General features: G+C 50.5%; 28 protein-coding genes. 18 read left to right on the forward strand and 10 right to left on the reverse strand.

Translation table 11 applies throughout. The annotated features are described in order from the left end of the window. From BP727_RS00255 to BP727_RS00270, 4 genes are all read right to left on the reverse strand, one after another. Window positions 1–1,219 (reverse strand): heavy metal translocating P-type ATPase (locus tag BP727_RS00255; RefSeq protein ID WP_286856709.1); only part of this gene is annotated, 1,219 nt, incomplete at its 3' end. Between the two features lie 49 nt (window positions 1,220–1,268). Next, window positions 1,269–1,802: a ferredoxin-thioredoxin reductase catalytic domain-containing protein gene (locus BP727_RS00260; RefSeq protein WP_013718007.1), complete on the reverse strand. Its 534-nt coding sequence runs from the start codon at window positions 1,800–1,802 to the stop codon at window positions 1,269–1,271. Continuing rightward, the gene (locus BP727_RS00265) at window positions 1,799–2,077 is read right to left on the reverse strand and encodes a glutaredoxin family protein (RefSeq protein ID WP_048131545.1); all 279 of its coding nucleotides are present in this window, start codon (window positions 2,075–2,077) and stop codon (window positions 1,799–1,801) included. Before BP727_RS00265 ends, BP727_RS00260 begins: the two co-directional genes overlap by 4 nt. 207 nt (window positions 2,078–2,284) lie before the next feature. After that, a complete protein-coding gene (locus tag BP727_RS00270; RefSeq protein ID WP_013718009.1) occupies window positions 2,285–3,043 on the reverse strand; it encodes a hypothetical protein in 759 nt (252 codons plus the stop codon). Window positions 3,044–3,245: 202 nt separating this feature from the next. On the opposite strand from BP727_RS00270, the gene BP727_RS00275 reads away from it, so the two are divergent. The 8 genes from BP727_RS00275 to BP727_RS00310 all read left to right on the forward strand — a co-directional run bounded on the left by BP727_RS00275 (window position 3,246) and on the right by BP727_RS00310 (window position 11,776). Next, window positions 3,246–4,409, forward strand: coding sequence for an Nre family DNA repair protein (locus BP727_RS00275; RefSeq protein ID WP_273278744.1), 1,164 nt, complete (start codon window positions 3,246–3,248; stop codon window positions 4,407–4,409). A gap of 82 nt (window positions 4,410–4,491) precedes the next feature. Continuing rightward, the gene (locus BP727_RS00280) at window positions 4,492–5,367 is read left to right on the forward strand and encodes a hypothetical protein (RefSeq protein WP_157863586.1); all 876 of its coding nucleotides are present in this window, start codon (window positions 4,492–4,494) and stop codon (window positions 5,365–5,367) included. Between the two features lie 148 nt (window positions 5,368–5,515). Then, window positions 5,516–6,655, forward strand: coding sequence for an inositol-3-phosphate synthase (locus BP727_RS00285; protein WP_013718012.1), 1,140 nt, complete (start codon window positions 5,516–5,518; stop codon window positions 6,653–6,655). 39 nt (window positions 6,656–6,694) lie between these two features. Beyond that, a complete protein-coding gene (locus BP727_RS00290; RefSeq protein ID WP_013718013.1) occupies window positions 6,695–7,021 on the forward strand; it encodes a cupin domain-containing protein in 327 nt (108 codons plus the stop codon). A 66-nt stretch (window positions 7,022–7,087) separates the two neighbouring features. Beyond that, window positions 7,088–8,275 (forward strand): radical SAM protein, encoded by a 1,188-nt coding sequence (locus BP727_RS00295; protein ID WP_273278745.1) that lies wholly within the window; start codon window positions 7,088–7,090, stop codon window positions 8,273–8,275. After that, window positions 8,272–8,904, forward strand: coding sequence for a DUF4130 domain-containing protein (locus BP727_RS00300; RefSeq protein WP_273278746.1), 633 nt, complete (start codon window positions 8,272–8,274; stop codon window positions 8,902–8,904). Before BP727_RS00295 ends, BP727_RS00300 begins: the two co-directional genes overlap by 4 nt. A gap of 254 nt (window positions 8,905–9,158) precedes the next feature. Then, a complete protein-coding gene (locus BP727_RS00305) occupies window positions 9,159–9,470 on the forward strand; it encodes a hypothetical protein (RefSeq protein ID WP_286856721.1) in 312 nt (103 codons plus the stop codon). A gap of 68 nt (window positions 9,471–9,538) precedes the next feature. Next, a complete protein-coding gene (locus tag BP727_RS00310; protein WP_276620658.1) occupies window positions 9,539–11,776 on the forward strand; it encodes a M6 family metalloprotease domain-containing protein in 2,238 nt (745 codons plus the stop codon). An 85-nt stretch (window positions 11,777–11,861) separates the two neighbouring features. Here the strand turns inward: BP727_RS00310 and BP727_RS00315 are convergent, their stop codons facing one another. Next, window positions 11,862–12,314, reverse strand: a complete 453-nt coding sequence (locus BP727_RS00315; RefSeq protein ID WP_342766259.1) for a peptidylprolyl isomerase — start codon at window positions 12,312–12,314, stop codon at window positions 11,862–11,864. A gap of 143 nt (window positions 12,315–12,457) precedes the next feature. Between BP727_RS00315 and htpX the strand changes: the two genes are divergently transcribed. After that, window positions 12,458–13,339 carry a zinc metalloprotease HtpX gene (gene htpX, locus BP727_RS00320; protein WP_273271696.1) on the forward strand — a complete coding sequence of 294 codons (882 nt, stop codon included), beginning with the start codon at window positions 12,458–12,460 and terminating at the stop codon, window positions 13,337–13,339. A gap of 2 nt (window positions 13,340–13,341) precedes the next feature. After that, window positions 13,342–13,905 (forward strand): PspA-associated protein PspAB, encoded by a 564-nt coding sequence (gene pspAB, locus BP727_RS00325; protein WP_013718020.1) that lies wholly within the window; start codon window positions 13,342–13,344, stop codon window positions 13,903–13,905. A 50-nt stretch (window positions 13,906–13,955) separates the two neighbouring features. Here the strand turns inward: pspAB and BP727_RS00330 are convergent, their stop codons facing one another. The 3 genes from BP727_RS00330 to rd form a co-directional block, all read right to left on the reverse strand. Further along, window positions 13,956–14,789, reverse strand: coding sequence for a sulfite exporter TauE/SafE family protein (locus tag BP727_RS00330; protein ID WP_232844306.1), 834 nt, complete (start codon window positions 14,787–14,789; stop codon window positions 13,956–13,958). 77 nt (window positions 14,790–14,866) lie between these two features. Next, window positions 14,867–16,066, reverse strand: coding sequence for an FprA family A-type flavoprotein (locus BP727_RS00335; protein ID WP_276619301.1), 1,200 nt, complete (start codon window positions 16,064–16,066; stop codon window positions 14,867–14,869). A 22-nt stretch (window positions 16,067–16,088) separates the two neighbouring features. Then, on the reverse strand, window positions 16,089–16,253 hold the full coding sequence (rd, locus tag BP727_RS00340) for a rubredoxin (RefSeq protein ID WP_157863859.1): 165 nt from the start codon (window positions 16,251–16,253) through the stop codon (window positions 16,089–16,091). A 603-nt stretch (window positions 16,254–16,856) separates the two neighbouring features. On the opposite strand from rd, the gene BP727_RS00345 reads away from it, so the two are divergent. Further along, entirely contained in the window at window positions 16,857–17,297 is a 441-nt protein-coding gene (locus tag BP727_RS00345) for a hypothetical protein (RefSeq protein ID WP_013718024.1), read from the forward strand. Between the two features lie 255 nt (window positions 17,298–17,552). Here BP727_RS00345 and BP727_RS00350 read toward each other — a convergent pair whose 3' ends face one another. Continuing rightward, complete coding sequence (locus tag BP727_RS00350) at window positions 17,553–20,087, reverse strand: ATP-binding protein (RefSeq protein ID WP_013718025.1); 2,535 nt, start codon at window positions 20,085–20,087, stop codon at window positions 17,553–17,555. 329 nt (window positions 20,088–20,416) lie between these two features. On the opposite strand from BP727_RS00350, the gene BP727_RS00355 reads away from it, so the two are divergent. From BP727_RS00355 to BP727_RS00385, 7 genes are all read left to right on the forward strand, one after another. Next, window positions 20,417–20,560 (forward strand): hypothetical protein, encoded by a 144-nt coding sequence (locus tag BP727_RS00355; protein ID WP_013718029.1) that lies wholly within the window; start codon window positions 20,417–20,419, stop codon window positions 20,558–20,560. Next, window positions 20,544–20,846: a CoA-binding protein gene (locus BP727_RS00360; protein ID WP_013718030.1), complete on the forward strand. Its 303-nt coding sequence runs from the start codon at window positions 20,544–20,546 to the stop codon at window positions 20,844–20,846. The genes BP727_RS00355 and BP727_RS00360 overlap by 17 nt, the downstream gene beginning before the upstream one ends. A 785-nt stretch (window positions 20,847–21,631) precedes the next feature. Continuing rightward, window positions 21,632–21,787, forward strand: a complete 156-nt coding sequence (locus BP727_RS00365; protein ID WP_157863588.1) for a hypothetical protein — start codon at window positions 21,632–21,634, stop codon at window positions 21,785–21,787. A gap of 325 nt (window positions 21,788–22,112) precedes the next feature. Beyond that, window positions 22,113–22,316 (forward strand): hypothetical protein, encoded by a 204-nt coding sequence (locus tag BP727_RS00370; protein WP_013718035.1) that lies wholly within the window; start codon window positions 22,113–22,115, stop codon window positions 22,314–22,316. A gap of 363 nt (window positions 22,317–22,679) precedes the next feature. Further along, the gene (locus BP727_RS00375) at window positions 22,680–23,528 is read left to right on the forward strand and encodes an aldo/keto reductase (RefSeq protein ID WP_048132690.1); all 849 of its coding nucleotides are present in this window, start codon (window positions 22,680–22,682) and stop codon (window positions 23,526–23,528) included. A gap of 133 nt (window positions 23,529–23,661) precedes the next feature. Beyond that, window positions 23,662–24,699, forward strand: a complete 1,038-nt coding sequence (locus tag BP727_RS00380) for a hypothetical protein (protein ID WP_048131551.1) — start codon at window positions 23,662–23,664, stop codon at window positions 24,697–24,699. A gap of 192 nt (window positions 24,700–24,891) precedes the next feature. Next, entirely contained in the window at window positions 24,892–25,083 is a 192-nt protein-coding gene (locus BP727_RS00385) for a hypothetical protein (protein WP_276621112.1), read from the forward strand. A 167-nt stretch (window positions 25,084–25,250) separates the two neighbouring features. Here BP727_RS00385 and BP727_RS00390 read toward each other — a convergent pair whose 3' ends face one another. Continuing rightward, a complete protein-coding gene (locus BP727_RS00390) occupies window positions 25,251–25,508 on the reverse strand; it encodes a type II toxin-antitoxin system HicB family antitoxin (RefSeq protein WP_276621109.1) in 258 nt (85 codons plus the stop codon). Window positions 25,509–25,688: the final 180 nt, after the last annotated feature.

Below are 25,688 nucleotides of genomic sequence, written 5' to 3' on the forward strand. Positions count from 1 at the left end.
TTGAGCCCTGGGCCTCCTGGACCAGTGCTATGATCCCCGCCAGGACGGTATCCTTCCCCACCCTGGTGGCCTTGAAGGTCAATGAACCATTCTTGTTCATGGTCCCTCCTACCACCTTCTCGCCGGCGGCCTTGAATGCGGGGACTGGCTCTCCAGTGATCATGGACTCATCCACATAGCTTTCTCCCTCCACCACCAGGCCGTCTGCCGGAACCTTCTCCCCCGGCCGGACCAGGACCAGATCGTCGACCATAACCTCAACTGCTGCCACCTCGATCTGCCGTCCATCTCTTAAGACAGTGGCCTGTCTTGGCTGCAGCCCAACCAGCTTCCGGATGGCCTCGGATGTGCGCCCTTTGGCGTTGGCCTCCAGGTAGCGGCCCAGTGTCAGGAAGGTGGCGAGCATCACCGCTGTCTCATAGAACATGAAATCCGGGGTGAGAACGATCCCAAAGGTCCCCAGGATGCTGGAGGCATAAGCCACGCCAATGCCCATGCCATACATTACATCCATGTCCAGTGTTCTGTTTCTCAGAGCTCTCGTGGCCGCCTTAAAAATAGGATGGCTGACATAGACGAATACGGGAAGGGATACTACCAGCATGAGCAAGCTCATTAAGTTTGGAACTGCAGTGGAGATACCAGAGGGGATGATCCGGTGGAGAGGAATGTACATCATGGCCATGAGAAGAATGCTAGCTGCGAAGCCGATGATAATTCGCCGCTTCTTATCAGAAAGGTCCTTCTCTCGCAGCTCCCTTTCCTTTTCCGCTGCCTCTTCCGTCTCCTCTCCGGCAACCCCTATGAACTGGTAGCCAGATTCGATGATGGCCTTCTTCATGTCCTCCAGGCCTACCATCCCGGGATTGTAGGTAACATAGGCCTTCTCTGCCGCCAGGTTTACCTGCACATCAACCACGCCATCCAGCTTTCCCAGGGCCGCTTCTATGGCTCCCACGCACATGGCACAGGCCATGCCCCCTATCTTGAGCACAGTCTGCTGATCGATAACATCGTAACCTAGATCTCGAATTGCATTTTCGATATCAGCGAGCTTGAGTTTACTGGGATCATACTTTGCCGTCGCCGTCTCTCTTCCCAGATTGACCTGAACCCAGGAGACACCATCCAGGTTCTGGAGGGCTTTCTCAATAGCAGATGTGCAGGCGGCGCACATCATTCCTTCCACCTTCAGCTCAGCTATTCTTTCTTCAGCCATGAAAACCCCCCCTTTGCGGTTTGATTGCTTCAAATAGCCCTGATCCGCTCTAAATGAATCGCTCAAACCTCTCTTTGCCTGCTTTGCAGATGGGACAGACCTCCGGAGGGCCATCTCTGCCGCATAGATAGCCGCAGACAACGCACCTCCAGACGGGAACTGAGAGCTTCTGGCCCAGGATAGCTGCTCTGGATCCCGGTGTCTCTCCCTGTGACTGCAATTTTTGCCTTTCTTCCAAGGGAGGCCTTCTCTCCGGGATTGAGCTCAGCTCCTGCTTGCCCTCGATCACAGCCTTTGAGACGTATAGGGCGCAGTAGCAGGCCCCAGATTCTGTGATATCTGCATCTCGGTAGTTGCAGGGGCAGATTATATCCAGATCCTCGGACCTGTCATCTGCTGCCAGACGACAGGGGCAGGCTTGGTAGCCGTAACGGCGCTCGTTAACAATTAATCCATTGATAAGGCCTTTGACGAAATCGATATCCGGATTGAGGTAATATCCTCCCTGCTTTGCATCCTTTGCCAGACGGGCATGCATCCGGTCGATCTCCTCTTGAGTCGGCTCTTGAATATCATTCTTCATAAGCCCAGAGCCTCCTTGATCTCTTTCTCCTTGAAGCCGATGATCGCCTTATCGTTGACCACCAGGGTAGGAAAAGAGGTGCTGGGATTAAATCGCTTGACACTTGCGATAGCCTTTGCCCTCTCCTCCCCTTTTAAAAGATCCACGTAAATATAGTCGAAGGCGACTCCAACTGAGGATAGGAATTCCTTGGTCTTTTTGCACCAGATGCAGGTGCTCAGTGCATAAAGCATGATCTTGCCCTTATCCTTGCCTGTCACATGTTCGAGACTCATAAAATCACTAACCATCAGTTAATATGTCTTTGCAGATAAATAAGTAATCATGAATAAGTAATCGTGAGCATGATAGCATTATCCAAATAGGATCCGGATGAGACCATCAGATTAAGATTATGCGAGCAGGATTGGTCGAGATCGAATAAGCATCCTAATACCCCAAAAAATTTGGCCCAACCAGATTCACAATCTCTTGCTACTGGTTTATTCGTAGGGATTGTATGGCTGGCCCTGGGAGGAAGACGGATAGCTATATGTGTATATCATCGGCCCATCATCATATGAGTAGTAATACGGGTAGGGATATGGATAAGGATAGGGCATCGGGCTGGGGCCAGGACTCGGATCAACCCAGTGGCTGGGACCGTTGACATATATATAAGCGTAGTTGCTCCAGCCATTGCAGTAATACTGGAGGATGTGCCATCCAGGAACATCAGCGTAGAACCATCTCTTATACCAGCCTGGATAGTAGACATTTCCTGCATAATTTGTAACCAGCGATCCAGAGGGATACCACTCATAAAACCAGATGTTTCCCTTTCCCGAAATCTGCATCCATAAGGGCAGGTTGGCATAAAGATTGCAGCCCGCGACGGTCTGGGACGCATACGAGATATAAAGGCTATTCTGAGACATTCCTCCAGGTGGATAGGTCGCCTGAGGATAGGTCGCTTTGGTGGAGATCGGACTGGAAGAGGTCGATTTCAAGCTCTCCGGAGCGGAGGAATAGGCTGCCTCTTCGGTTGACCTTATTATGGTCTGGCCGCTCTCCTGCACAGAGGGAGACTGTCCTGAGGTCGTGATCGTTTTCGGTATCTCCAGCCCCATGGATTCAGGACTGGTGGGCGTGGACGGAGTAGGTGCGCCCCCAGTTGTGGTGGTGGAGTAAGGTGTCAATTGCCCCAGCGATGCGGTGCAAAGGAGCATGAGCATTGCCATTGCCAATAGAGTCCATTTCATCTAGGATCATCTCTGCAATTCATTGACCCTATGAATGTAAATAGATAACTGTCCAGATAAAATATATTTCTCCAAGAACTCGTATTTGTCCGCATATCTTCAATATGTTTGAGATGATAATATAAAATTTTTTAATCAATGAAAAACACATTCGCCCTGCATCCATCACATTTTTATTCACATCACAGTAAACCGGATCTTTGTGATCAAGGGCAAGGAAGCCTATCTAAAGAAGCTGACTGCCAGCATGTATATCCCTTCCCAGGAGGTAGGAAAGGAGCTGGATGGCAGCACCCCACCTTCTGTCTTCATCGGCAGCTGGAATTATCCTAAAGTACTCGCCGGACCTATGATTTCTCCCCTGCATGGAGATACCATGGTCATGGACCACCCTGAATCATGGATACCGGAGAATAAAACCCAAGAGGAGATCATAAGGTACCGGCTGAACCTGATAAGAGGCAAGAGATCTGTCAAGGTAACTGATATTGAGAATCGCTTTATAGAAAAGCTTCGCGACATCTCCTTATCCAGTTCGTCCATTGAGAGCGAGGCCCAGTTCATTCAGGCCCCCAAAGGCATGTCCTTTGACGACGTGCATACGCCCTTTGGTCCCAGCGCTCCTCTGGAGAGGTTTGAAATCGGCAACTCTAGGTGGGATCGAGATCTAGAGAAGGTTTACTTCGATGGGGATCTGAAGGCGGCGGATGCGGTGGAAGATCTTCACCAGCGTGGCCTTCCCTTCTCCAGCATCCAGAAGGCCTTCTCAGTGGGTGCAATGGGCATTAAAAAGAAAAGGAAGCTGGTTCCTACCCGCTGGTCTATCACCGCCTGTGACAGCGCCCTTGGCAATCGTCTTCTTCAAAGGGTCAGGGATTATGATATCATCGACTGCTGCCAGATAAGGGAGTTTGCCAGCCTCAACAACTACTATGCCGTTCTTCTCCTCCCCACTGCCTGGCAGTATGAGTGGATGGAGGCATTCCTGCGCATCATGGGAAACGAGGAGCTGATATTCTCCGATTTTGAGACAAATGGCGGCAAGAAAGGATACTCCCGGGTGGGAGGATGCTATTACTCCTGCAAGATGGCGGTCCTGGAGGGGCTGGAGAGGGAGAGAAGGCAGGCAGGGGCGATAATCCTCAGGGAAGCCTATGCCGGTTATGTGCCCCTAGGGGTCTTCAATGTTCGGGAGAATGTGAGAAATGCAATGCATCAGAAGCCACTGGAGTTCGAGGATATGAGGGCTGCTCTTGGATACATATCCACAAGGCTTGAGCTTCCAGTAAAGAGTTTTATCCGTCAGAGCGATCTTCTCCGGGGGGAGCTAAAGAGCCGCCAGACCACATTGAGCTCCTTTTCATGATATTCTCATTTTTTATGATATTCTAATGATACCATCCTGTTTATCGGAAACCTACTTTAAGTCGGTGATTGAATTACCTTCTATGCCATTCGAAGCTACCAGGATTATGAGCGGTGATATGCCTCCAGAGCTCAGGGAGAGAGTGGACAGAATTGCAGAGGAGTTTATGGCCATCGTCGATCGCCTGGTCGATGAACGCCATCTCCAGAAGGGAATAGCAAGAATTCAGCTGCCATGCAGCATGGTTTTCATCCTTGAAGCTCAGTGGCTTTACATCCTGGGTCAGTTCAGAATGGAGAACAGGATTACAGGCTACTACAATAGACCAGATAAATCATTGACCCTCCAGAAGGTAGCCAGCAATGCTAAGTGGGAGTTTGGTTTTGATGATGCTTTTGTGATCCAGCTTCCAGCTGATCTGCTGGAGAAGAGCACAGAAGAAAGGAAAAGCTCATTGCAGGAGATCGCCTCAAAGCACCTTGATGCAGAGTTTCTGAGGCTGGCCCAGCTTTTAAACTTGATACGCACCCGTCCCATATTTGGGCAGGCCACCCAACCGGTACAGCCAGGAAGCCTTCTATTGTTGCTAGCTGGGGATGAAGCGGCAAGAATGAATGCAGATTCGATCCTCAGGGCGATCGGTGCCAGCGGGCTGGCAGGCGATGAGGCTGAGGACATCAGAAGCGGAAAGTCTGCCGTCCGGGATTTATGGCGCTCTATCAATCAAGCGGCGTTGATTATTGCCGACCTGACGGGAGCAGATCCCCAGGTCATGTACGCCTTAGGCATCGCTCATACTCTGGGCAAGGATACCATCCTCATCCACCCGCAAGGCTCAAAATATCTGATTGATATTCCTAAAACACAAAGCATTGAGTATGAGGATAGCATTCAGGGCAGGGAAAAGCTGGAGGAGCAGATAAGCGAAACTCTGCGTTCCATGACGGCATCCCTATAGGATTGATAAGACTTGAGCGATCAATAGGATTCCGGGACAGGCCATATTCACCGAAGCCTATAACGTTATATATGTCTTGCCTTTATACGAAGCTCCGAATCCTAACTCAGGTCTCCAGGCTTCACATGACCCAGGAGGGGAAAAGAGTTTGAAGAAGATAAGGTTGGCAATCGCGGGCATAGGAAACTGCGCAAGCTCCCTAGTTCAGGGAATTGAATATTATAAACATGTTGGTAAAGAAAGTTGTATTGGGCTGATGCATTATGATATCAACGGCTATAGAGCTGGTGACATTGATGTTGTCGCTGCCTTTGACATAGATGCTCGAAAGGTAGGGAAGGATGTGAGCCAGGCTATATTTGCCAAGCCCAACTGCACCAATATCTTCTACTCTGATATTCCCCAAAAAAATGTTGAGGTCAAGATGGGACCTGTTTTTGACGGCGTTGCACCTCACATGGAAAACTATCCTGAAGAGAGGAGGTTCGTTGTGGCTGATGCCAAGCCGGTGGATGTAACCCGGGAGCTCGTCGACAGCGGTGCCGACGTCCTGGTAAACTACATGCCCGTAGGGTCGGAGAATGCCACTCGCTTCTATGCTCAGGCGGCTTTAGATGCCGGGGTGGGATTTGTAAACTGCATGCCCGTATTCATCGCATCTAATCCCGAATGGGCAAAGAAGTTTCAGGTGGCAGGGATTCCAATAGTGGGAGATGACATAAAATCTCAGATCGGCGCAACCATTGTGCACCGTGCTCTCACTCAGCTCTTCAAGGACCGGGCCTGCATCATGGACAGGACTTACCAGCTTAACATCGGCGGCAACACCGACTTTTTAAATATGCTCAATCGCGAGAGGCTCAAGTCCAAGAAGATATCCAAGACGGAAGCGGTCCAGTCCATCCTGGACACGCCACTGTGCGATGATGATATTCATATCGGACCCTCGGACTATGTGCCATGGCAGAAGGACAACAAGGTCTGCTTCCTGAGAATGGAGGGCAGGATATTCGGAGATACGCCAATAAATCTAGAGCTGCGTCTCTCAGTCGAGGACTCTCCCAATAGCGGAGGAAGCTCCATCGATGCCATAAGGATATGCAAGCTGGCAAAGGATAGAAAGATCGGAGGGCCGCTGCTGGGCATATCCGCCTACACCATGAAGCACCCCCCAGTGCAATTTCCTGATGAGCTGGCCAAAGAGATGGTGGAGCAGTTCATCCGGGGTGAGGTCTCTGAGCAGGAGATTGCCAGGCCAAAGCAGCGCCAGGCGGCAACTGCTCGATGACCGGGACTTTTTGCTTTAGTCTATTCTGAGGTGAATAAAATGTTCTATCGGTTGAATGAGGCTCCTGGGGTGCAGATGCTGCCTGGCCTCATAAGGCGCACCCTTGTCAGCGGAAAGGCTTTGATGATCTGCCGGTTCGATCTGGAAAGTGGGGTCCAGATCCCTGAGCATTCTCATCCTCACGACCAGGCGGGCTATGTGGTCTCGGGCAGAATTCAGATTACAATAGACGGAAATAGCCTCGAGCTGGGGCCAGGGGACAGCTACTGTGCTCCACCAGGAGTATTGCACAGCGCCAGAGCTCTGGAGGCGACAGTGGTTGTGGATACTTTCAGCCCGCCCAGAGAGGACTATCTCTCCTTATAGCCTCTTTCACTCACTTTCGCCTCGCAAGCACATCGGTTATAATCGATGAGGCCCAATTATATTTGAATGGTCACCCTGGAGAAGATAGCTCACCTGGCTGAAGATTGCGCTTTTGACTCCCTCGGGCCAGGCGTGAATATCAACCCGAAGAAACTCTCAACCCTGGGAGAGGGAACTCGGCATGACGTGTGCGCATCCACCTATTCTCCTCGCGAATCGCCCCTGCCCGGAATCTGTCATGCCTTCACCCAGGATGGCAGGTGTGTGAGCCTCTTCAAGACCCTCTACACCAACCACTGCAGCCATCAGTGCAACTACTGCATCAATGCCACCAATTGCAGCCGAAAGGTGCAAACCTTCTCCTATACACCAGATGAGCTGGCCAGGATCACCCTCTCCTTATATCGCTCCAACTATATCGAAGGACTCTTTCTCAGTTCGGGCGCTGGCAGGGATGAGGATCTGATCATGGAGAGGATGCTGGAGACTCTGCAGAAGTTGCGCAAGCAATACGACTTTCCGGGATACATCCATCTCAAGATTCTGCCCGGCTCATCCAAGAACCATATTCAGCAGGCTATGGAGCTGGCAGACCGGGTGAGCATAAACCTGGAAGCTGCCAGTGCCTCGCAGCTGAATGAGATCTGTGCCACCAAGAGCTATGAGAATGATATTCTGCAAAGGCAGAGATACATTCGCGACCTCGGGACGGATGAGAATCTGCCCGCAGGCCAGACCACCCAGCTGGTGGTGGGGGCTGCGGGAGAGAGCGATCAGGACATCTTTAAAAGAATTCTATATGAGTATAAAGATATTGGAGTAAAGCGAGCTTACTATAGCGCTTTTTCTCCCCAAAATGGAACAGCATTTGAGTCTCGAGAAGGCCAGCCCCTCTGGCGGGAGCACCGCCTCTATCAGATGGACTGGCTCTACCGGATCTACCGTTTCTCTCCGGCCGACATTCACATGGCATTTGATGAGAACGGCTTTCTATCCAACTCCGATCCCAAGCTGGCCATAGCCAGGGAGCTTTTGGATTCGCCGGTGGATCCCAACCTGGCCGCCTACCGGGAGCTTATCCGGGTGCCAGGCATCGGGCCACGGAGCGCGAAGAGAATAGTCGGCCTGAGAATGAGGAAGAATATCGTCTCGAAAAGGGAGCTTGAGGCTCTGGGGGTCGTGATCAAGAGAGCAGCTCCCTTCTTGAAGATCAACGGCTGGAGGGATACCACCCTGGAGAAGTGGTCAGGATGAGGGTGCCGGATGACTATTGCCGCTACCTGGTCATGCATGCTAAATCGAGCGAAAGGCTGCTTGCCAGGACGGAGGGCTTAACCGCTCTGGATCTGGAGGTCTCGACCAGTCCTGAGGCTATGAGCCTGAGAAGGATGGTCTATGCTGTGATGAGTGAGGTGCACAGGATGAAAGCATTTGTCAGGCTCAGGCCATTGGGGGACCGGGTCCTCTGGGGCTATATGAAACCCAGGCACAGGATCGGGGAGCACACGAGCGAGCACTTCGCCCGCCGGAATCCTGGCACGATAATAGTCCTGGGAAATGGCGCCGAGAGCTGGACGGCATTCTTCCGGCAGGACAGGATGATGCGAATTCACGGGGCGGGATTGAATGAGACTCTGGATAGATTGAAATCTGCCCTGAAGATATCGGAAGAAGAGAAAGGGGCGGATGCTGAGGGTGCCAGGGCAAATGCTCAGTATATAGATGATATCTGGCAGACCTATTATGACAGCCAGTACTGCCCGGAAAGAAAGAACCTGCAAGCATTTCGCCAGAGAATGCCAGCGCGGGATCAGGAGGCTGCCGGGCTGCAGTTGATGCAGAAGAAAAGGGAGATGACCCTGGAGGATTTCAGGCAGCAATAGTCGGTTCTCTAAATTGGAGAGGTTTGCTCTTCTCCATTAACTTGGGCTAATCGTTTGTTTAATGGACGAAAGTTTAATAGGTGCGAATGGCATAGTACTTATATCTTTAACTGGCAGAATATTCTGCTATTAAAAATCTAGAATCCAGAGGGCTTACTACGAGAGACGAAAGCAAGAAATATCGTCAATATTTTCGCAGGAGAATGGGATAATCTCCTCAATCTGAATGAGCCTAATGATGCGAGGCGATTTAGATGTCTGCATTAATCGGAGATATAAAAAAAATACCACAGGAAAAGGGACCAGAAGTTGAACTGGCCGTCTTTGGGGATGAGTATTATGCTCGCTATGAAAACAAAGGTGGTTATGCAGCGATCTACGATGAGCAGATGGGTCTGTTCACCTATGCCGAGGTTATCGATGGCAAATATATCTCCACAGGAGTTGCCATTACAAAAGAGCCTCCTGGAAATCTCAAGCCTCATCTGAGAGAGTCAGATGAGGTTATGAGGAAGAAAGCGCAAAGACGGTTTGAGAAAAGAGAACCACCGAGCTTGAGCGGATAGCTCTTGAAGCTGAAAATATGAGCGAAATTTTCTTTTTTTTAATCGATCAAATATGGAGATGAGAGCACATGAGTGCAATTAAAGGAAGGGTCGTCGAGGTTCCTCAAGAGAATGGGCCTGCTGTAAAGCTTTGGATGTCAGGAGATGAATTCTATGTCAGATACGAGAATCTTGAAGGTTATACGGTGGTCTATGATGGCAAGCTGGGCCTTTTCACCTACAGCGTTCTCGTCAATGGAGAACTGGTATCAAGTGGAGTGCCTATTTCAAATCCCGCCCCAGAAGGATTAAAAAAGCACGAGAGAGAGGATCCATCCGTTCGTCAGAGAAAATTCGAACTCAAATACGCCAGAATGCTGCCACCAATTACCCGAACCATGGACGAGCGGCCACGAACTATAGGCGAGCAGCATGGACTGCTGAGAGGCAGGCTCCTTCATGAAGGAAAGATAAAGGGTCTCACAATCCTGGTAGAGTTCCCCGATGAAAAGATCAATGTCTCTGCAGCCAATATATCAGAAATGCTCAATAAGACAGGATACAATGAGGGTGGAAACTTCTGCTCTGTCCGGGATTATTACCTTAAGATGTCCAATGGAAAGCTCGACTATACAAATGAAGTGGTAGGGCCGATTACACTGAAAAAAAACAAAATGTATTATCACTTCAACCTCTTTGTTGAGGAGGCCATGGATGCAGTCGTGGGCATGGGTATAGACCTATCCCGATTCGACTCCAAGGGAGTCGGCTTAATCGATGCTTTGAGCTTCCTTTATGCGGGAAACGCCGTTTACGATGGCGAGCTTCATCCTCATAACTCGTACATCGATCTGAAATTTGGTGATATCAAGACCTACTTGTACATGCTCTCCAATCTGGGAACGAGCAAAGACGATCTGGCAATAGGCACCATCTGCCATGAGACAGGACACCTGCTATGTCGCTTCCCGGATCTCTATGATTACGGGAGAAGGGATGAAGATCTTGTTGAGAGCGCAGGACTTGGTTTATATTGCCTGATGAGCGTTGGAGATCATCTGGACGATTGGAAGACGCCATCTCCTGTTTGTGCCTATTTTAGAAACCTGGCAGGATGGTGTGACAATGTGGTGGATCTCAATAAGCCAGGGAAGTATGAAGCCAAGCATGGCGATTATCGAACCGTGATGAAATACACGACTGACAGGGCAAATGAGTACTTCCTGGTGGAAAACCGCTCTCAAATGGGTCTGGACAGGGCTCTTCCCTCCAGTGGATTGGCTGTCTATCACTGCGACATTCTTGGGTCCAATGAGTGGCAGGAGGGTTCGCCATCCAAGCATTTTCAATGTGCTCTGCTTCAGAGAGATGGCAGCCTGCATCTTGAAAGGGGACTCAACTATGGTGATGGATCGGATCTATACAAGAAGGTCAATGGCGTTGCTCTATCACATGATACCAATCCATCTTCAAAGATATGGGATCGCTCCGATTCAGGTTTTATAATTTCAGATATCAGTGAACCAGGAGAGGTAATATCCTTTGTTGTGGGGCCGGTGATCTCTTCCGACACAGTTAAAGGGGAGGCAAATGTATCTATTGCCATACCTGACAATGATGTTCATGGAGTGAGCAGCTCATTGAATATCTCTGAAGAAGGAAGGGCTTCCAGGATCTATTTAAGCCTCGATATATCTCATTCTTATATCAGCGACTTGAAGGTGGAGCTCATCTCGCCATCCGGTAAAAGAGCTATGATTCATAATCGCGAGGGAGGGAGTGAAGGCAATCTGATAAAGACATATGACTCCAATTCGCTGCCTTCATTAGGGGGTCTGGCAGGTTCGCCAATCAATGGCCAGTGGTCGCTAACCGTAGCAGATGTAGCGGCCATTGACAAGGGTGTGCTCAATAGATGGTCAATTGAGATCGAGAAAGAGGCCTCTGAAATGGAAGTTAGCAAGGATCTGGAGCCGAATGAGCTAATACCAGATAATGATCCGAGAGGGGCTAGCGTGGCGATGAATCTTGATAAGAAAGGAATCGTCCAGAGAGTTGTGACCATGGTGGATATAACTCATCCCTTCATTGGAGATTTGAGGGTGGAGATACTATCTCCTTCTGGAAAGACTGCCATTATCCATGATAGAGGAGGCTTCGATCAGGATAACCTGGTCAAGACCTATGACTCGCAGATAGATCCAGAATTGCAGGCTTTCGTAGGCCAGCCTGCAGAAGGAAACTGGATACTCAGGGTTATGGATCTGTCAAGGCTGGATAAAGGCATTATAAACAAATGGAATATGAGGGTCACATATTCTGGATAGATACGCTTTTTTCCGGGAGGTTGGGGCATAATCCTGCCCCTCTCCCCAAAATCTATGGCTCTTCGCTGAATGGCCAAATCTTCTCTTACTGAGCAGACTTCTCCTTGCTCCTAGTTATCTCTACTAGCTTGATATCGAAATAAAGCGTCTGCTCCACAAGGGGATGATTTGCATCCAATGTGACTGTGGTCTCTGTAACATCTGTAATCTGCGCAGGGACATAAGTACCCTCGGAGGTGCAGATCTCAAGGCTCATTCCCTCGACGGGAACGAGGTCTGAAGGGAAATCCTTTTTATCCATGGTTATAGCCCGCTCTTCCCTGTAATTGCCATAGCCCTTTTCCGGAGGGATCTGGACCGCCTTTGACTCGCCTGGGCTCATGCCGACTACAGCCTCTTCAAAGCCGGGTATGAAAGCGCCAGATCCAATCTCAAACTCCAGCGGATCGCTTCCTTCTGATGTATCGAATATAACCCCTGTCCCCAGCTTGCCGGTGTAGTGCACCTTTACGGTGTCGCCCATTTTCGCCTGTGCCATATGATCCACCTCTTTATCCTCAATCCTTTTTCTTATTACTTCCATATAACTTCATCCATACATGATCCATGAGAAGGTCCATATCTGAGTAGCGACAAACGTTGGTTGATGCAATCAAGGCATATCAAGGGTGAATTCAAGGTATGATGAGATGGAAGGCAGATCGAGGGCTTGAAGCCAGAATGCTTCTGACCATGATCCTTCTGGCGGTCCTCTACCTGGCGTTTCTGGCAGTTCTGGTCTCCCAGGGCGTCAATAATATACTAATCATTTTATTCATTGGCGGGTTCATGCTCCTTCAATACTACTATTCCGATAAGATGATCCTGTCGACCATGGGCGCCAAGATGGTCTCGGAGAGTGAAGCTCCCGAGCTTCATCAAATCGTCTCCCGGCTCTGCGCCATCGCCGATTTGCCCATGCCCAAAATAGCAGTGGTAAACAGCTCAATGCCAAATGCCTTCGCCACCGGCAGGAACCAGAAGAATGCGGTGGTGGCGGTGACCACGGGCATTATGCAAAAGCTCGATCACAGCGAGCTGGAGGCGGTGCTGGCCCATGAATTGACTCATGTTAAGAACAGGGATATGATGGTGATGACCATAGCCACGTTCCTCTCCTCCATGGCCCAGATCCTGGTCAGATCCATGCCGTTCATGGGCAGTGGAGGCGGGCGCGGTCGCGACTCAGGAGGCAGCTTCATAGTGGTATTCGTGGTCTCCCTGGCGGTGTGGGTCTTGAGCTTCATACTGATACAAGCCCTCTCCAGATACCGGGAGTTTGCCGCCGACCGCGGAGCTGCAATCATCACCGGGCAGCCCTCCATCCTGGTGAGTGCATTGATGAAGATAAGCGGATTTCGGGTGCCCACAGAGGATCTGAGAAAGGTGGAGGGGCCCGTAAGCGCTCTGTTCATAGTGCCTGCCTTCAGCCGCTCTTCCATTATGAACCTCTTCTCGACCCACCCCACTTTGGAGGCTAGGATCGAGGCTCTGCAGAGGATCGAGCAGGGTCTGGAGAGCTGAAGATGGGATTTCTGGATTCCATTATGGGAAAGACGCGCCTGCCCGAGGCTAAGATCGACCGGCTATTTGCCATCTCCACCGCTGCGGTGACAATGGATGCCAACCTCGATCTTGTGCCGGATGGACAGGCTGGGTTATGCTTCAAGCCCATGGAGTCCTCTTACTATGAATCTGCCAGCAAGGAGATTGAAGACCTCCTCAAGCTGAGCTTCCAGGAGTCGGGCACATCGCACAGCCTCCAGAAGGATGAGTACGGCTATATCTGGGTGATCCTGACCGATCAGGATTTTGAGGATCTGGTGGCCAATATTCAAATGATCTGCCAGATATTGATGGAGCATGGATTCGGAACTCAGCTCTTGGCGGCAGTCTATCGCTTCAAGGGAGTGGCTGCTGTATACTGGATCTATAGCTTCAAGCTGGGATCATACTATCCCTTTGTGCCGAAATCCAACAAGCAGCGCGACACTGCAATGGAGTTCCGGTTGAGGTCACTGATGCAAAAGGAGCTGCCAATAGAGAAGGATATGGCCAAGTGGTACCCAATGTGGGGAATGCCGCTTTAGTACGGCACAAATGAAAATCCTCGTCGATCTTCCCATAGTAATTGGCGTCGCTAAAATCCCATCAAATCAAATAATCCCATCATCTTCAGGCCGATGAGGATCATCAGGGCGATGAAGATCCTCTTGAGCTTCTCCTCTGACATTTTATGGGTGACATTCACTCCCCAATGGGCAGTCAGCATGCTTGCTCCTGCTAAGAGAACGAACTGAAACAGATCGATATAGCCCACACAGTAGGCAGGAAGCCCAGCTACCCCCCATCCATTGATGGCATAGGCAATCGTCCCTCCCACAGCGTTAAAGGCAATGGCTACAGTTGATGTGCCAACCGCCTGATACATGGTAAAGCCCATGGCAATTACCATAGCAGGAACAAGGATCACGCCGCCCCCTATTCCTGCGAGCCCGGAGATAACTCCAACCACTACCCCCCATAGAATATAAGGCAAAAGGCTGCTCACCACCTCGGGCCTTCCTCGCCGTAGGTCCCGGGCATATATCATTCGTAGAGCTCCTCCAATGATAATAATCCCAAAGATCATCCTGAGAAGCTCCCCCGGAGCATGAGAGGCAATGGTTCCGCCTAGAAAGGCACCTACCAGGCCAGAGAGGCCCAATGTCACTCCTGGACGCCAGAGGACTACTCCTTGGCAGTTATGACCGTGGCATCCGCAGAGCGACGTGGGCAGTATGACCGCAAGGGAGGTGCCAAAAGCCACCCTGGTTGATAGAGTTGGATCCACTCCCATGGATGTCAGAGCCCAGATCTGCACCGGCACCATGATGAATCCACCTCCTACCCCCAGCATGCCGCAGGCAAATCCCACAACCATTCCCGTCAGCAGGAGGACGATAATATAGATGAGCATTGATTCTGCTATCATGGCCACCTGCAAGCGAATCTCTTGGCGGTCATCTCGCCCTGAGGGTCGATGAGATTGTATTCGTCATTTCTGAGCTTTCATTTGGTCGCGCTTTGGGCATGCATTAGTTCACGGTGCTTGGCTAAAATCTCATCCGCCAGCCGGTCCAGACGGCGAAAATCGGCCTCCTTGGGATATCCTTTGGCCACCACCGGATCGAAGAGCTGCAGCTTGAGATTGGGCATAGCCTGGGTGATCTGTTCCAGCATCTTCCCTCCCCAGCCATATGATCCGATTATGGATGCGTACCTGGTCTTCGGCCGGAGGGCATTGGCCAGGATGGCAGCATAAAGGGCCAGGGGATGAGCGCCAGAGAGCATCGTGGGCGTGCCAATTACAATGGTTGAAGCATCGACCAGAGCCTCGGCCAGCAAACCTATATCGCTGTTGGTGAGGTCGAATCGTTTGACCTCGATTCCCCTGGCGATCAGAGCATCTGCGATATAGTCGGTCATGGCTTTTGTCGAACCGTGCATGGAAACAAAGGGCAAAACCACCTGGTTTTTCACCTCGTCCGAGGCCCATTCTCCATAAGCATTTAGTATGAATTCTGGACGGGCATGGATGGGGCCGTGGCTGGGGGCAATGATGTCAATATCATAATTCGATATCCTTTCCAGGTGCTTTCTAATGTGCTGGCGGAAGGGCATCATGATCTCTGCATAATATCTCTTTGCCGCTCTATAGACCACTGCCTCATCTGCATATAGAGTGCTGGTGGCTAGATGCGATCCCAGAAAATCGCAGCTGAAGAGAATTCTGTCCGAGGCAAGATAGGACAATATGGTATCTGGCCAGTGAACCCAGGGCGCGGAGATTATCTGCAGGCTCTTGCCTCCCAGATCGATTACATCGCCGTCCTTCAGCTCCTGCGTTCTCTTTTTATCCACCAGGCCGAACTCAACCAGCAGCTCCAGGCATCTGGCCGAGCCGGCAACTGTGGAATCGGGATATAGCTCAACCAGCCGGCCAAGGCTCCCGGTGTGATCCTGTTCGGCATGCTGGACTATGATGTAGTCGATCTTCTTTATGCCCAGAGCATTCAGGTTTTCTATGAGCACATCGGCCATAGTAGAATCCACGGCATCGATGAGCGCGATCTTGTTCTTTCCCCGGACCAGATATGAGTTGTAGCTGGTTCCATCGGGCAGGGCGATAAGGGCATCAAAGAGCCTGCGGTCCCAGTCTATCGCCCCGATGGAAAATACTCCCGGCTTGATCTCTCTTACAAGGGTCATCTCTCATCCACCTGGTTGCTATTCATTTTAGCTCTTCGAAGTCGCTCTTTGATGCCCCACATTGGGGACAGGTCCAGCTGTCTGGCAATTCCTCAAAGGGAGTGTTGGGGGCGATGCCGGAGTCCGGATCTCCTATCTCAGGGTCATAGATGTAGCCGCAGAGAGTGCACTTATATTTTTTTGCCATGAAAACCACTATCCTCTTTCTGCTAATCCTCTTTTTAGCCGATTCAAGGTATCTGGATACCTTTGATGGTATCCGGAAGCCTGAATCTATTATCTGAATCTTACTAGTCTCTATTTGAGTATAAGCGTTTGCCCAGCAAAGCAGTTTCCTCATGGAGCTTTGATCTGCTTATGAATGGATAGCATAAGCTTGAGAATGGAAAAGCTGAAATAATAATGAATTAAATAGCCATCTTGATTCGAGGTGTTTTGATGGACAGCACCGGATCAAAGAGAGAAGGTAAGTTCAAATGCAAGATCTGTCGCATGATATTTGAGTCGAAGGAAGAGCTGAAGTTTCATCTATTGGAGGAGCATAACAGAGGGTGATCGTCTCACAGCTGAGGAATTGAGAATCCCCGGTTCCTGACTGAATTATCATATCATTTTTTTATTATTGTTGGGGCTGGCATGCTCTTTTTATCTTTTTTCAGCTGATCTTTAGGCTATCGCTGCTGGTCAGGATCATTATTAGAGGGGAGTAGGCTATAAATATCAAGCCGCATATCTTTATCTTAATCAGCAGCCGAATTATGTTCCTAAAAAATGCGAGGAGACGGTTCTAATGAGGTGGATTCTGATCTTGCTTATGGCGCTCTCTCTTTTGGCCTTTGCACAGGCAATGAGCGGCACTGATAAGGTTCAGAAGGTTGGCGGCGACTTTGGACGGGCGTGGCTGGAGAAAAATCTGGGGCCAAAGAGCAGTCCGCCTGCGGCTGGCAGTCAAAGCAATCTGAGCGAGGCGGACCCACTTAGCGAGGACTGGCTGGGCATAACCTCTCCTTTTAGTGCTGGCAATGAGACGAATGATAAACCCCAAAACGGCTCGAAACAGGATTCTCCATACTCTGTGAACAGGATTATGACCCCTGTTCACGAGATAGATGCCAGCTGGAACCAGAGTTCCGCTTTTGCAGGACTGCCCGAGCCTGACAAGAATGGGCTGATAAATGGCATTCCGGCAGAGATGTACTACTCAATAGGGCCGGCTTATTTCGACTTCTAATGCAAGGCGGATAATATGCTTGCACATGTGATTTTCCATAATGCCGAGCCTGATGGGAAGGATTGACGGCTTTCCAGTTGATCTGCAGCAATACTATGATCTGTTTGGCATCTGGAAAGAGGATGCTACATAGGCTGGCTCCGGCACTTTCCTCAGGTCAACGAGCGAGGCACCTGCCGAGAGTGAGAGCTTTTGGTCTACCCCATAGCTATGAGATCAATTATTTTTTTAAGGCACATCTGAAAAAAAGATGTTTCATCCTACTGGAATCCACAAGACGCTCATCTCTTCCACATCAACGTCTGCCTTTTCCAGGGGAATCTTGATCTCTTCGATCTGATCGGCCGCTACCTTCCATCGATCGGAGATCAGCGAAATCTCCTCTGCCAGCTTATCCTCGAGCTCCTCCAGCTCTCTCTCCTTTTCCTCTTTCTTCTCTTCTGCAGAGCGCAGACGCTCCTGAGTGCGAATCGTCATTGAGCGCCGGGATGCTGCCCCGCCCAGGCTCAGGGAGCGACGCCGGCCACCGAGAAGCCCTGATAGAAGATCGCCAGCACCGTGGAGCAGCTCTTCCTGTTGCCTCTGACGGGTATCTGTATTGAGCTCTCGAACCCTTCGATCAGCGTTGTTGAGCTGGGATTTTATTCGGTTGATGGAGGACTCATGCTTATCTTTGAGCTTCGCCATTTCAATATCTGCCTTATCCTCAGCTGCCTGGAAGCATCTTCTCTCAAAATCATTCCTCGACTCGCCCACCCTGGAGTACAAATCCAGGGCAGGATTGCGTAGGATGCTTATGCTGCGACTTCTTACCAGATGATCCTGCAAGGCGCTTTTCGCTTCTTTGAAGTAGGACGCTTTATCCAGATCTGCTTTAGCCAGCAGGTAAATTGCCCTGTCGGGCGGCCTGCTGGTCAGATCTCTATCATCATAATCGACGTTAATTGCCGACTTGGGATCGAAGCGTTTGCTAAGGGGGAAGAAAATCGCTTCCCATTCCTCGGTATGATCGACCGCTGCTTTATTGTCATCATATTTGAGATGGACACGGGCGATCAGGCCTGCTTGGAGCCGCTTTCCTCCGGGCATTGACCGCACCTGAGATGCCCAGGGGGCTGATGGATCCAGATAATAGACTGCAGTGGATGGATCCACTCGGGGAGCCACCTGGCTCTCATCCCTGGATATCTCTCCAGAGGCTGGAGGGAATCCACCAGAGCTTCTCCTGGTCATCTCCATTCCTCCTTCCTGCCGCAGCGTTTCCTGTGAGGCGGCAGCTGAGGCGATCTTGAAGCTCGTGCTAGCGGCGGTCCCATAGGCAGCCCCAGCGCCGGCGGAGGAAGAGGATATGGAAATGCTGCGCAGAGGGTGATCACGGGTCAACCTCTCGATCTGGTTTCTATCTAAAGGTCCTGCCAGGTAGGACATAGACCACCGGCTGGTGAAGATCACCGGCTCTTTGGCCTTGGCCGATTGAAGGACGAACTGTCGCTTGCCCAGGTTTGAGATCAGCCGGTCGAAGAGCTTCATGTCTGTCTGGCCGGAGACCGATTCGATTCCCTCCAGAATCCTGGCCTTATCCCTTTCCGTCTGCAGTCTGCCGATCATCCATGTCCCGGCATTGGACATCGCTTTGTAATCCAGATCAACCGGATTCTGAGTGGAGAGGACCATGCCCACCCCGTAAGCCCGACCCTGCTTGAGAATGGTCAGGATCTGCTTTTTCGATGGCGGCTCGGCGGTAGGTGGAGCGAAGCCAAACACCTCATCCATATAGACCAGCGCCCTGAGGTCCGGAGTTCCAGATTGTCTTCGCATCCAGGTTATCAGCCTGGAGAGGATTAAAGTGACCACGAACTGTCGCTCGGCTTCTGAGAGATGAGCTAGATAGATTATTGAGGCCTGTGGTTGGCCACGGGAGGAATACAGCATTCTCTCGATATCAAGGGGAGGTCCCGCCATCCAGGCGGCAAAAGAGGGGGATGCAATCAGGCCGTTGAGCCTTATTGCTAGACGGTCTCTCTCCTTCTGGGGATAGAAGCTATCGATCTCAAACACCCCCAATTTTCTCATGGGCGGATGCCGTACTTGAGAGATCAGAGATCCCAGGTCCAGATCCCGGCCCTCGCTCCAGGCCTTCTCGATGATGTTTGCCAGGAGAATGTGCTCCGGGCTGGAGATGGGGTCAGCATCGATCCTGGCGAGCACCAGGAAAGAGGAGACCAGGCCCTCGATCTCATCCCGCCCGATCTCCGCCTGCGAGGAGTCGGACCAGTCCAGCCTGGGGGCAACAAGCGATCCGACCACATTGATCGGGACCCCGGATACTGAACCTGGGGTGTAAATGGTACAACTCGCAGAATCGGCAAGCTTTTGCATTCGGTCTGGCCCTATTCCCCATTCTGCCAGACCAGACCTCCAGCTTTCTGATATCTGGACGGCGAGCTGATCGGTGCCGGTAGCTTGGCTTTTTGCTTCAGCCTCATTGATCCAGGGGAGAAAGTCTCGGGGAGAGAACGATGGGAAGTTCAGGAGCAGGTTGCCCATATCCCCTTTTGGATCCAGTATAAGGCAGGGAATTCCCGAGGAGAGAGCCTCCTCCAGCATGACTATTCCAAGGCCTGTCTTGCCCGAGCCCGTCATTCCTACGATGATGCCATGGGTGGTCAGGTTGCGGGCATCGTAAATGATGTCCCTCTGCATGCGTTGGCCGCTAACCGGGTCGATTACTCCTCCCAGGAACATCTCGCCCGGCTGGATCGCCTGGTTCCCCTGGTTCCCTGCAGTCATGATAAGGCTCTCCTGTATCCTCTCAAATGATCCCAGGTTTGCTGGATGGGATAATTCTCCCGATCGTCATCAAATCTAATGCACCTTCTCTTGCGAATGTAGATCAACCCCAATCAAGGCTTTCTGTGTCTTATCCTGAAGCCTGACATAAATGATGCTAGGATTATATGTTAGACTGAAAGCGAAATATTAAAATGTATCGCAATTGAATTGTTGAGTTGATCGCTCCAACCGATATTTGATGATCTATCAATATGACAATCTAGTGAGCTATCAGCAAAACTATCTATATACTATGAGCTCTAAACATATACCAGAGGTAGGGCGGCATGACTGAGCAAGAATCATTCTGGGAGAACGAGAGCTTTGTGGTGGTCACAGATAGGACAAAGCCGGCCATGAAGTGGACAATCGAGGAGCTGGAGAAGAAAAGGAAAGAGGATCTACATCGTCGATTTGTCAGACGATCCTGAAAAAGGAAGCGTATCACAATTTTCCGATCTATCCCCTGAAATAGATTGTGCAGTAATTGGTCTGACAAAAAAGGATCCTGCACATGCAGTTGAAGAGCTAAAGACAATCGGCATCAAGAATTTCTGGATACACTGGAGAACGGAGACTGATGGGACCAAGAAGATGAGTCAGGATGCGGTGGTGCATTACATAGCCGGCAGATGCCCCATGATGTACCTGGCCGATAAGGGATTCAATATGCATTCCATACATAGAGCAGTGGCGAAGATATTAGGCAAATATTAGGAAGTAATAGGCATACCATAAGGGGATACAGGTGAGAATATAAGGTAAAATTCATAGGTAATAACCAGGAGAAAACCCAGGAACGATATAATATAAATTAAATAAATAGATATATTCTAATAGGGCTTGATGGCAAAATATATATAACTTTAGCGAGGACCTCTAAAGCATGTCGTGGCTCTTAATTCGCAATTTTAGTCGAGAGCACGGACGCGATGCGTCCTTAGATGCATCCATGATTAAACCCGGCCTATAAGGCCCAATCCGATGGCTCGGATTGGGTATTGAATGCCGAATGTGCGCTATGTTGATTGTTCGAGCATAGATGTTATTCATTCTCTGAAAGCATCGATGAACGGGATCAATCTCTTGATTCAAAACAAAGACATTGCGCTGCAATATAGCATTCAGAATAGAAGTTTTGAGGCAATGCCAGATCAGATCCAATAAGACCGGATCTTTCAAGCTGAATCCATCAGCAAGGATTCATCATATCTGATCAGCATAAGCAGATTAATTAAGTGATAAGTATAAAAAACATAGAAAGAAATGGCCGGATGAAGCCCTTCTGGTCTGCAAACTCGAGAGACTCCATCAGGTTGATTGCTCTAAATAGCGCCTATGCATTAAAGCATTTTGGCGCTCCAAGGCAAACACCGCGGCCAACTCTTTCAAGGAGTTGGAAAATGAGAAGGAATATCCTGTATACGACAGAGGATTGCACGCAAAGTAAGCGTTTGGTGTGCCTCTTAAAAGAGGCTAATTTGAGTTTTGAAGAAGCAGACATGAGAAGCAAAGAATCACTGCTGCAGCTCAAATCCATGGGCATCTCTGCTCCTGATTCTCCCCTGCTGGTTATGGATGATAATCCATTGAGGTTCTTGAGCTCAAACGACATCAATTCAATGGCAGACAAGAATTTGCTGGCATTGGTCCGGTAAGAGGACGATTATTGAGATGGAGAATGTCAGGGAAAGATTGTGTTAGATGTTATAAATAATATAGTATATCTGGAGAATTATTGAGAATGGTGTTGCCGAGATGTCCTATGTGCGGTTCCATGTGGATAGCACATAATGAAAATAATCCAAAACCAGAATGCGAGACTTGCGGTCAGAAATTAAGGAAGAGAGAGAATGGAAAGGGTTACGAGGTTGCTTGAAATGAGATCAAATAAAATGAACGCCAATTCGGATATAGATGAGTTCGATAGATCAACCAGATATAGATATGCGCTTTCATACACAGAAAGGAGGATGTTCTGAAATGGAGCCAGATGGTTACTATTTCTTCTCAGAAAAGCAAAAAAAGATCAGAGAGATGGTTGACCCATCGCCCACATTCTTTGCCAGGATAGGAGGCAAGGTGGTGGAATGCACAGAGAGAAGCTCATCACCAAAACCCTCCGGCCCCTTCGACGACTACAAATCTTATGGCAGAGGCATCTATATCGGTGAAAAGCCAGAATGAAATGGAGGGACTCATCCACTCAGAGCCTGAGGCCAAGGGTTGATCTGATTCCGGATCCACCGATTCACCATGGTGGCCGATAAAGGCGAACTGAAATATATGCATAAGTAATTTTGGGGGTGGACTGGAACTGCCTGCAAAGCCCTCTTTTATTTTTTTCTTTCAAGATCAATCTCATGAATCCGCCAGCAGATTATTCGCTCAGATATCTGAGCAATCAGCGTCCAATGCCTACCTATCCAAGCTTCCCTAAAGAGCCATCACCCATTAATCCGATTGCCTGCCTCATTCATCTCAAACGACATGATTAATACCAACATCAAAGCATACCCAAACCAGGAAATATCGAAATGGTGGATCTCTATGGCGATTAGTACCAGGCTATTTGGAAGGACTGGCCCATCCGTCACCCGCGTGGGCCTGGGAGGAGAAGGAGTGCTCCGCACCTACGGCCGGGGAAGGGATGCGCTGCAGGTTATTGAGGAGGCCGCAACCAGGGGCATTAGCTACTTTGATTCTGCCAAGGCCTATGCCGGCAGCCAGGGATATTACGGCAGTTTCTATAGGAGCCATCAGGAGAACCGATCCACCATATTTCAGACCAGCAAGTCAGCCGCCCGCGAATATCATGAAGCCCGGGCCGATCTGTTTGAGACTCTGGAGGTTATGGGATTGAAGAGCCTGGACCTGTGGCAGATCCATGACCTCCGCACCAGAAGGGAGAAGGAGGAGATCGAATCCTCCAATGGCGCCCTAAAGGCCTTCATCGAGGCAAGGGATTCGGGCCTGACGAAGTATATCGGTGTTACCGGTCACCACGATCCAGAGGTAATCCTGGCGGCGATAGAGAGCTGGCCTTTGGATGCCGTCCTCCTTCCCGTCAATCCGGCAGAGGCGATAATCGGCGGATTCATGGACAGGGTCATTACTGCTGCCCTGGATAAAGGAATAGCCGTGATAGGAATGAAGGTATTGGGGGCACGAAACTACATCGCACCAAATCTGGGGATCACACCAGAGCTATTGATCCGGTTCGCCCTCTCTCGGGATATCACCACCGCCATTGTGGGATGCTCCAGCCCGGAAGAAGTGCAGCAACTGGCCAGGTTGGGCGAGGACGGCCGACCCCTGGACCCGTTGGAGGAAGCAAGGCTGATGGATCTCTTCCGCCCACATGCTAAGAGTCTCGCCTACTACCGGGGCAGAATATGAGCCGCTCTGTCTTAAACGATGGTCAACTGCTCAGCACTCAGCCCCTCAATACTTCTGAATGCATATCCCTATTCTCAATAGCTTTATGAATTTCAAGAAGGCAGAATGTAAACGAGGTAATACTATGAGAACGATGTCATTGAAATTGATATTATTGGCACTGATCGTTGCCCTGGCAACTCCCCTGGCCCAATCAGCCGAGGGCGAAACCGCTCCGGCTATAGGCCAGCTTTATCCGGTTGACTGGCTAGAGGGAGCATACGTTACTCCCATTGATCGGGCTTCTTTAATGGACCCGGGAATAGCTGGCATGGTTCGCTGGCTGGATTCTCCTGTTCCATCCTACCCTTGGTACAGCTCCGACCTGACCTTCTCCAGACATATGGCGCCATCATCTACATTCGCTCCATACAGGGAGTATTATTATGCCCAGGCCATTCCCATGGACGGCGAGATCGTGAGCAATCCCGTTAAGTTCAATGTTACACAATCTCCACCATCTTATCTCTATTATGGAAACGGCCAGGGACTGGCTTATGCTCAGTATCTGTCCATCACCGCTCCCCAGGCCAATGACCTCTGGATCCGGGGCAGGCAAAACTGGACTCAGTATCTGGTAAGCCCAGTAGGAACGACTCTTGATCTGGTCGGCCGCGTACCCCTGGGAGGAACAGGCGGATTTTTCGAGAGCATCACAAATGGAACGAACGCCCAGAGGTCCAGGATCTACCAGTTCCATCAAGGCTATAACAGCATGAAGTACCGGGCGGATGAGATGGGAAGACATATGCTCTATTTTGTGGTGGATAACCAGCCGAGCAACGTTATAATAATCGATGTATTCGCCCAGGCCCCATCGGCTCAGCCCCCAATCTATCCCACAGAAGCAGGGCAGTCAGAGCAGTCTGCACCATCACCATCAACATTGCAACCTTCTGCTGCACCTTCCTCTGGCGATACACCGGTATCGATCCTTTATCCCGGCAAATCCGCCTTCCAGGTCTACGTCGATGGAGCGCTCGTGGGCGTAGGACAGAATGGCGTATTCAACCTGAGCGTCCAGGGCGGCGTGAATCATGTGATAAGCATCTGGGACGGCTTCTGGATGTATGAGAACGATATACTCTTCCCGGCCGGTGTGCCCAAAGAGATCCATGTGGAGGGGGTTTAGGCCAGGACCGTTTTGCAGATATCGTCCAGGATAATTCACCTCGCCTGGTCGGGGTTAATTCAGGCCTGGCAGCCCATCGGCCGGGCTGAACCCTGGCCGGTGCCCCACGATTTACGATCAATTTCCGCTAGTGTGCGGGAATGATCGGGCTGCATCGCTGTCTGGCAGGCGGGCATTCTGGGGTGCTCTCGCATGGACGCTCGTGCCGGCGTGGGCTTGTCGCATGGAGGGCCGGGAGGCCGGTCGGGCCTGGTGTCAGGGAGGCTTGCCTCCGAGATGGGCAGCTTTTTCGGGGAGCTGGATGATGCAGCTAATATGCTGCCGGACAAAGGGATTGCTAATCCGCGGAGAGCCACTCATCACGGGAGATTGCACCTTCCCTAAGAATCTCCGCTACGAGATTTGGGCCGATCTCTCTCCGATGGTCATTCGGTATGCGCACAAAATTATCTCCACGAACCATGTAGTCGTGATCCGAACCCGGAAACGGCCCTTCAAATCCAATATTCTTCAATCGCTTGATAAGCTTGGCTCTGGATATTGGCACAAGTCTACTCAATAACGCTCACCGGTTCAATTGATGCAGTTATGGTATGGCTGCCAATTGGTGGGATGGATCTCCCCATTCGGAGCCTGAGAGCTATCCAGCCTTCAATTACCGAGATAAGCTCTTTGCGGGCTACCTCAACCGTCTTCCCCGTAGCCCAGGCGCCCGGAAGCTCTGGCACTGAGACGAAGATGGGTTCTTCATCATCGATGGTCTTGTAAACCGCCCTTTCCAGTGCAGCTTCTATATACTCGTTGAACATGTGAATTTTCTATTAAGCGGTTATAGAAATATATCTTACGCTGAGATTCCTGGCAGAGATTATGGCGAATGTGGCTTGACGATCCTTGCTGACTGTGGGCTGGCCCTGCTCGGCAGCCCATCGGCCGTCCCGCATCCTTGCCTCGTGTCATGGCTAGCGCTATGGGTCTGCCCGTGGGCC

The organism is Methanosaeta sp. UBA356 (assembly GCF_002496465.1).
GTDB lineage: Archaea > Halobacteriota > Methanosarcinia > Methanotrichales > Methanotrichaceae > Methanothrix > Methanothrix soehngenii.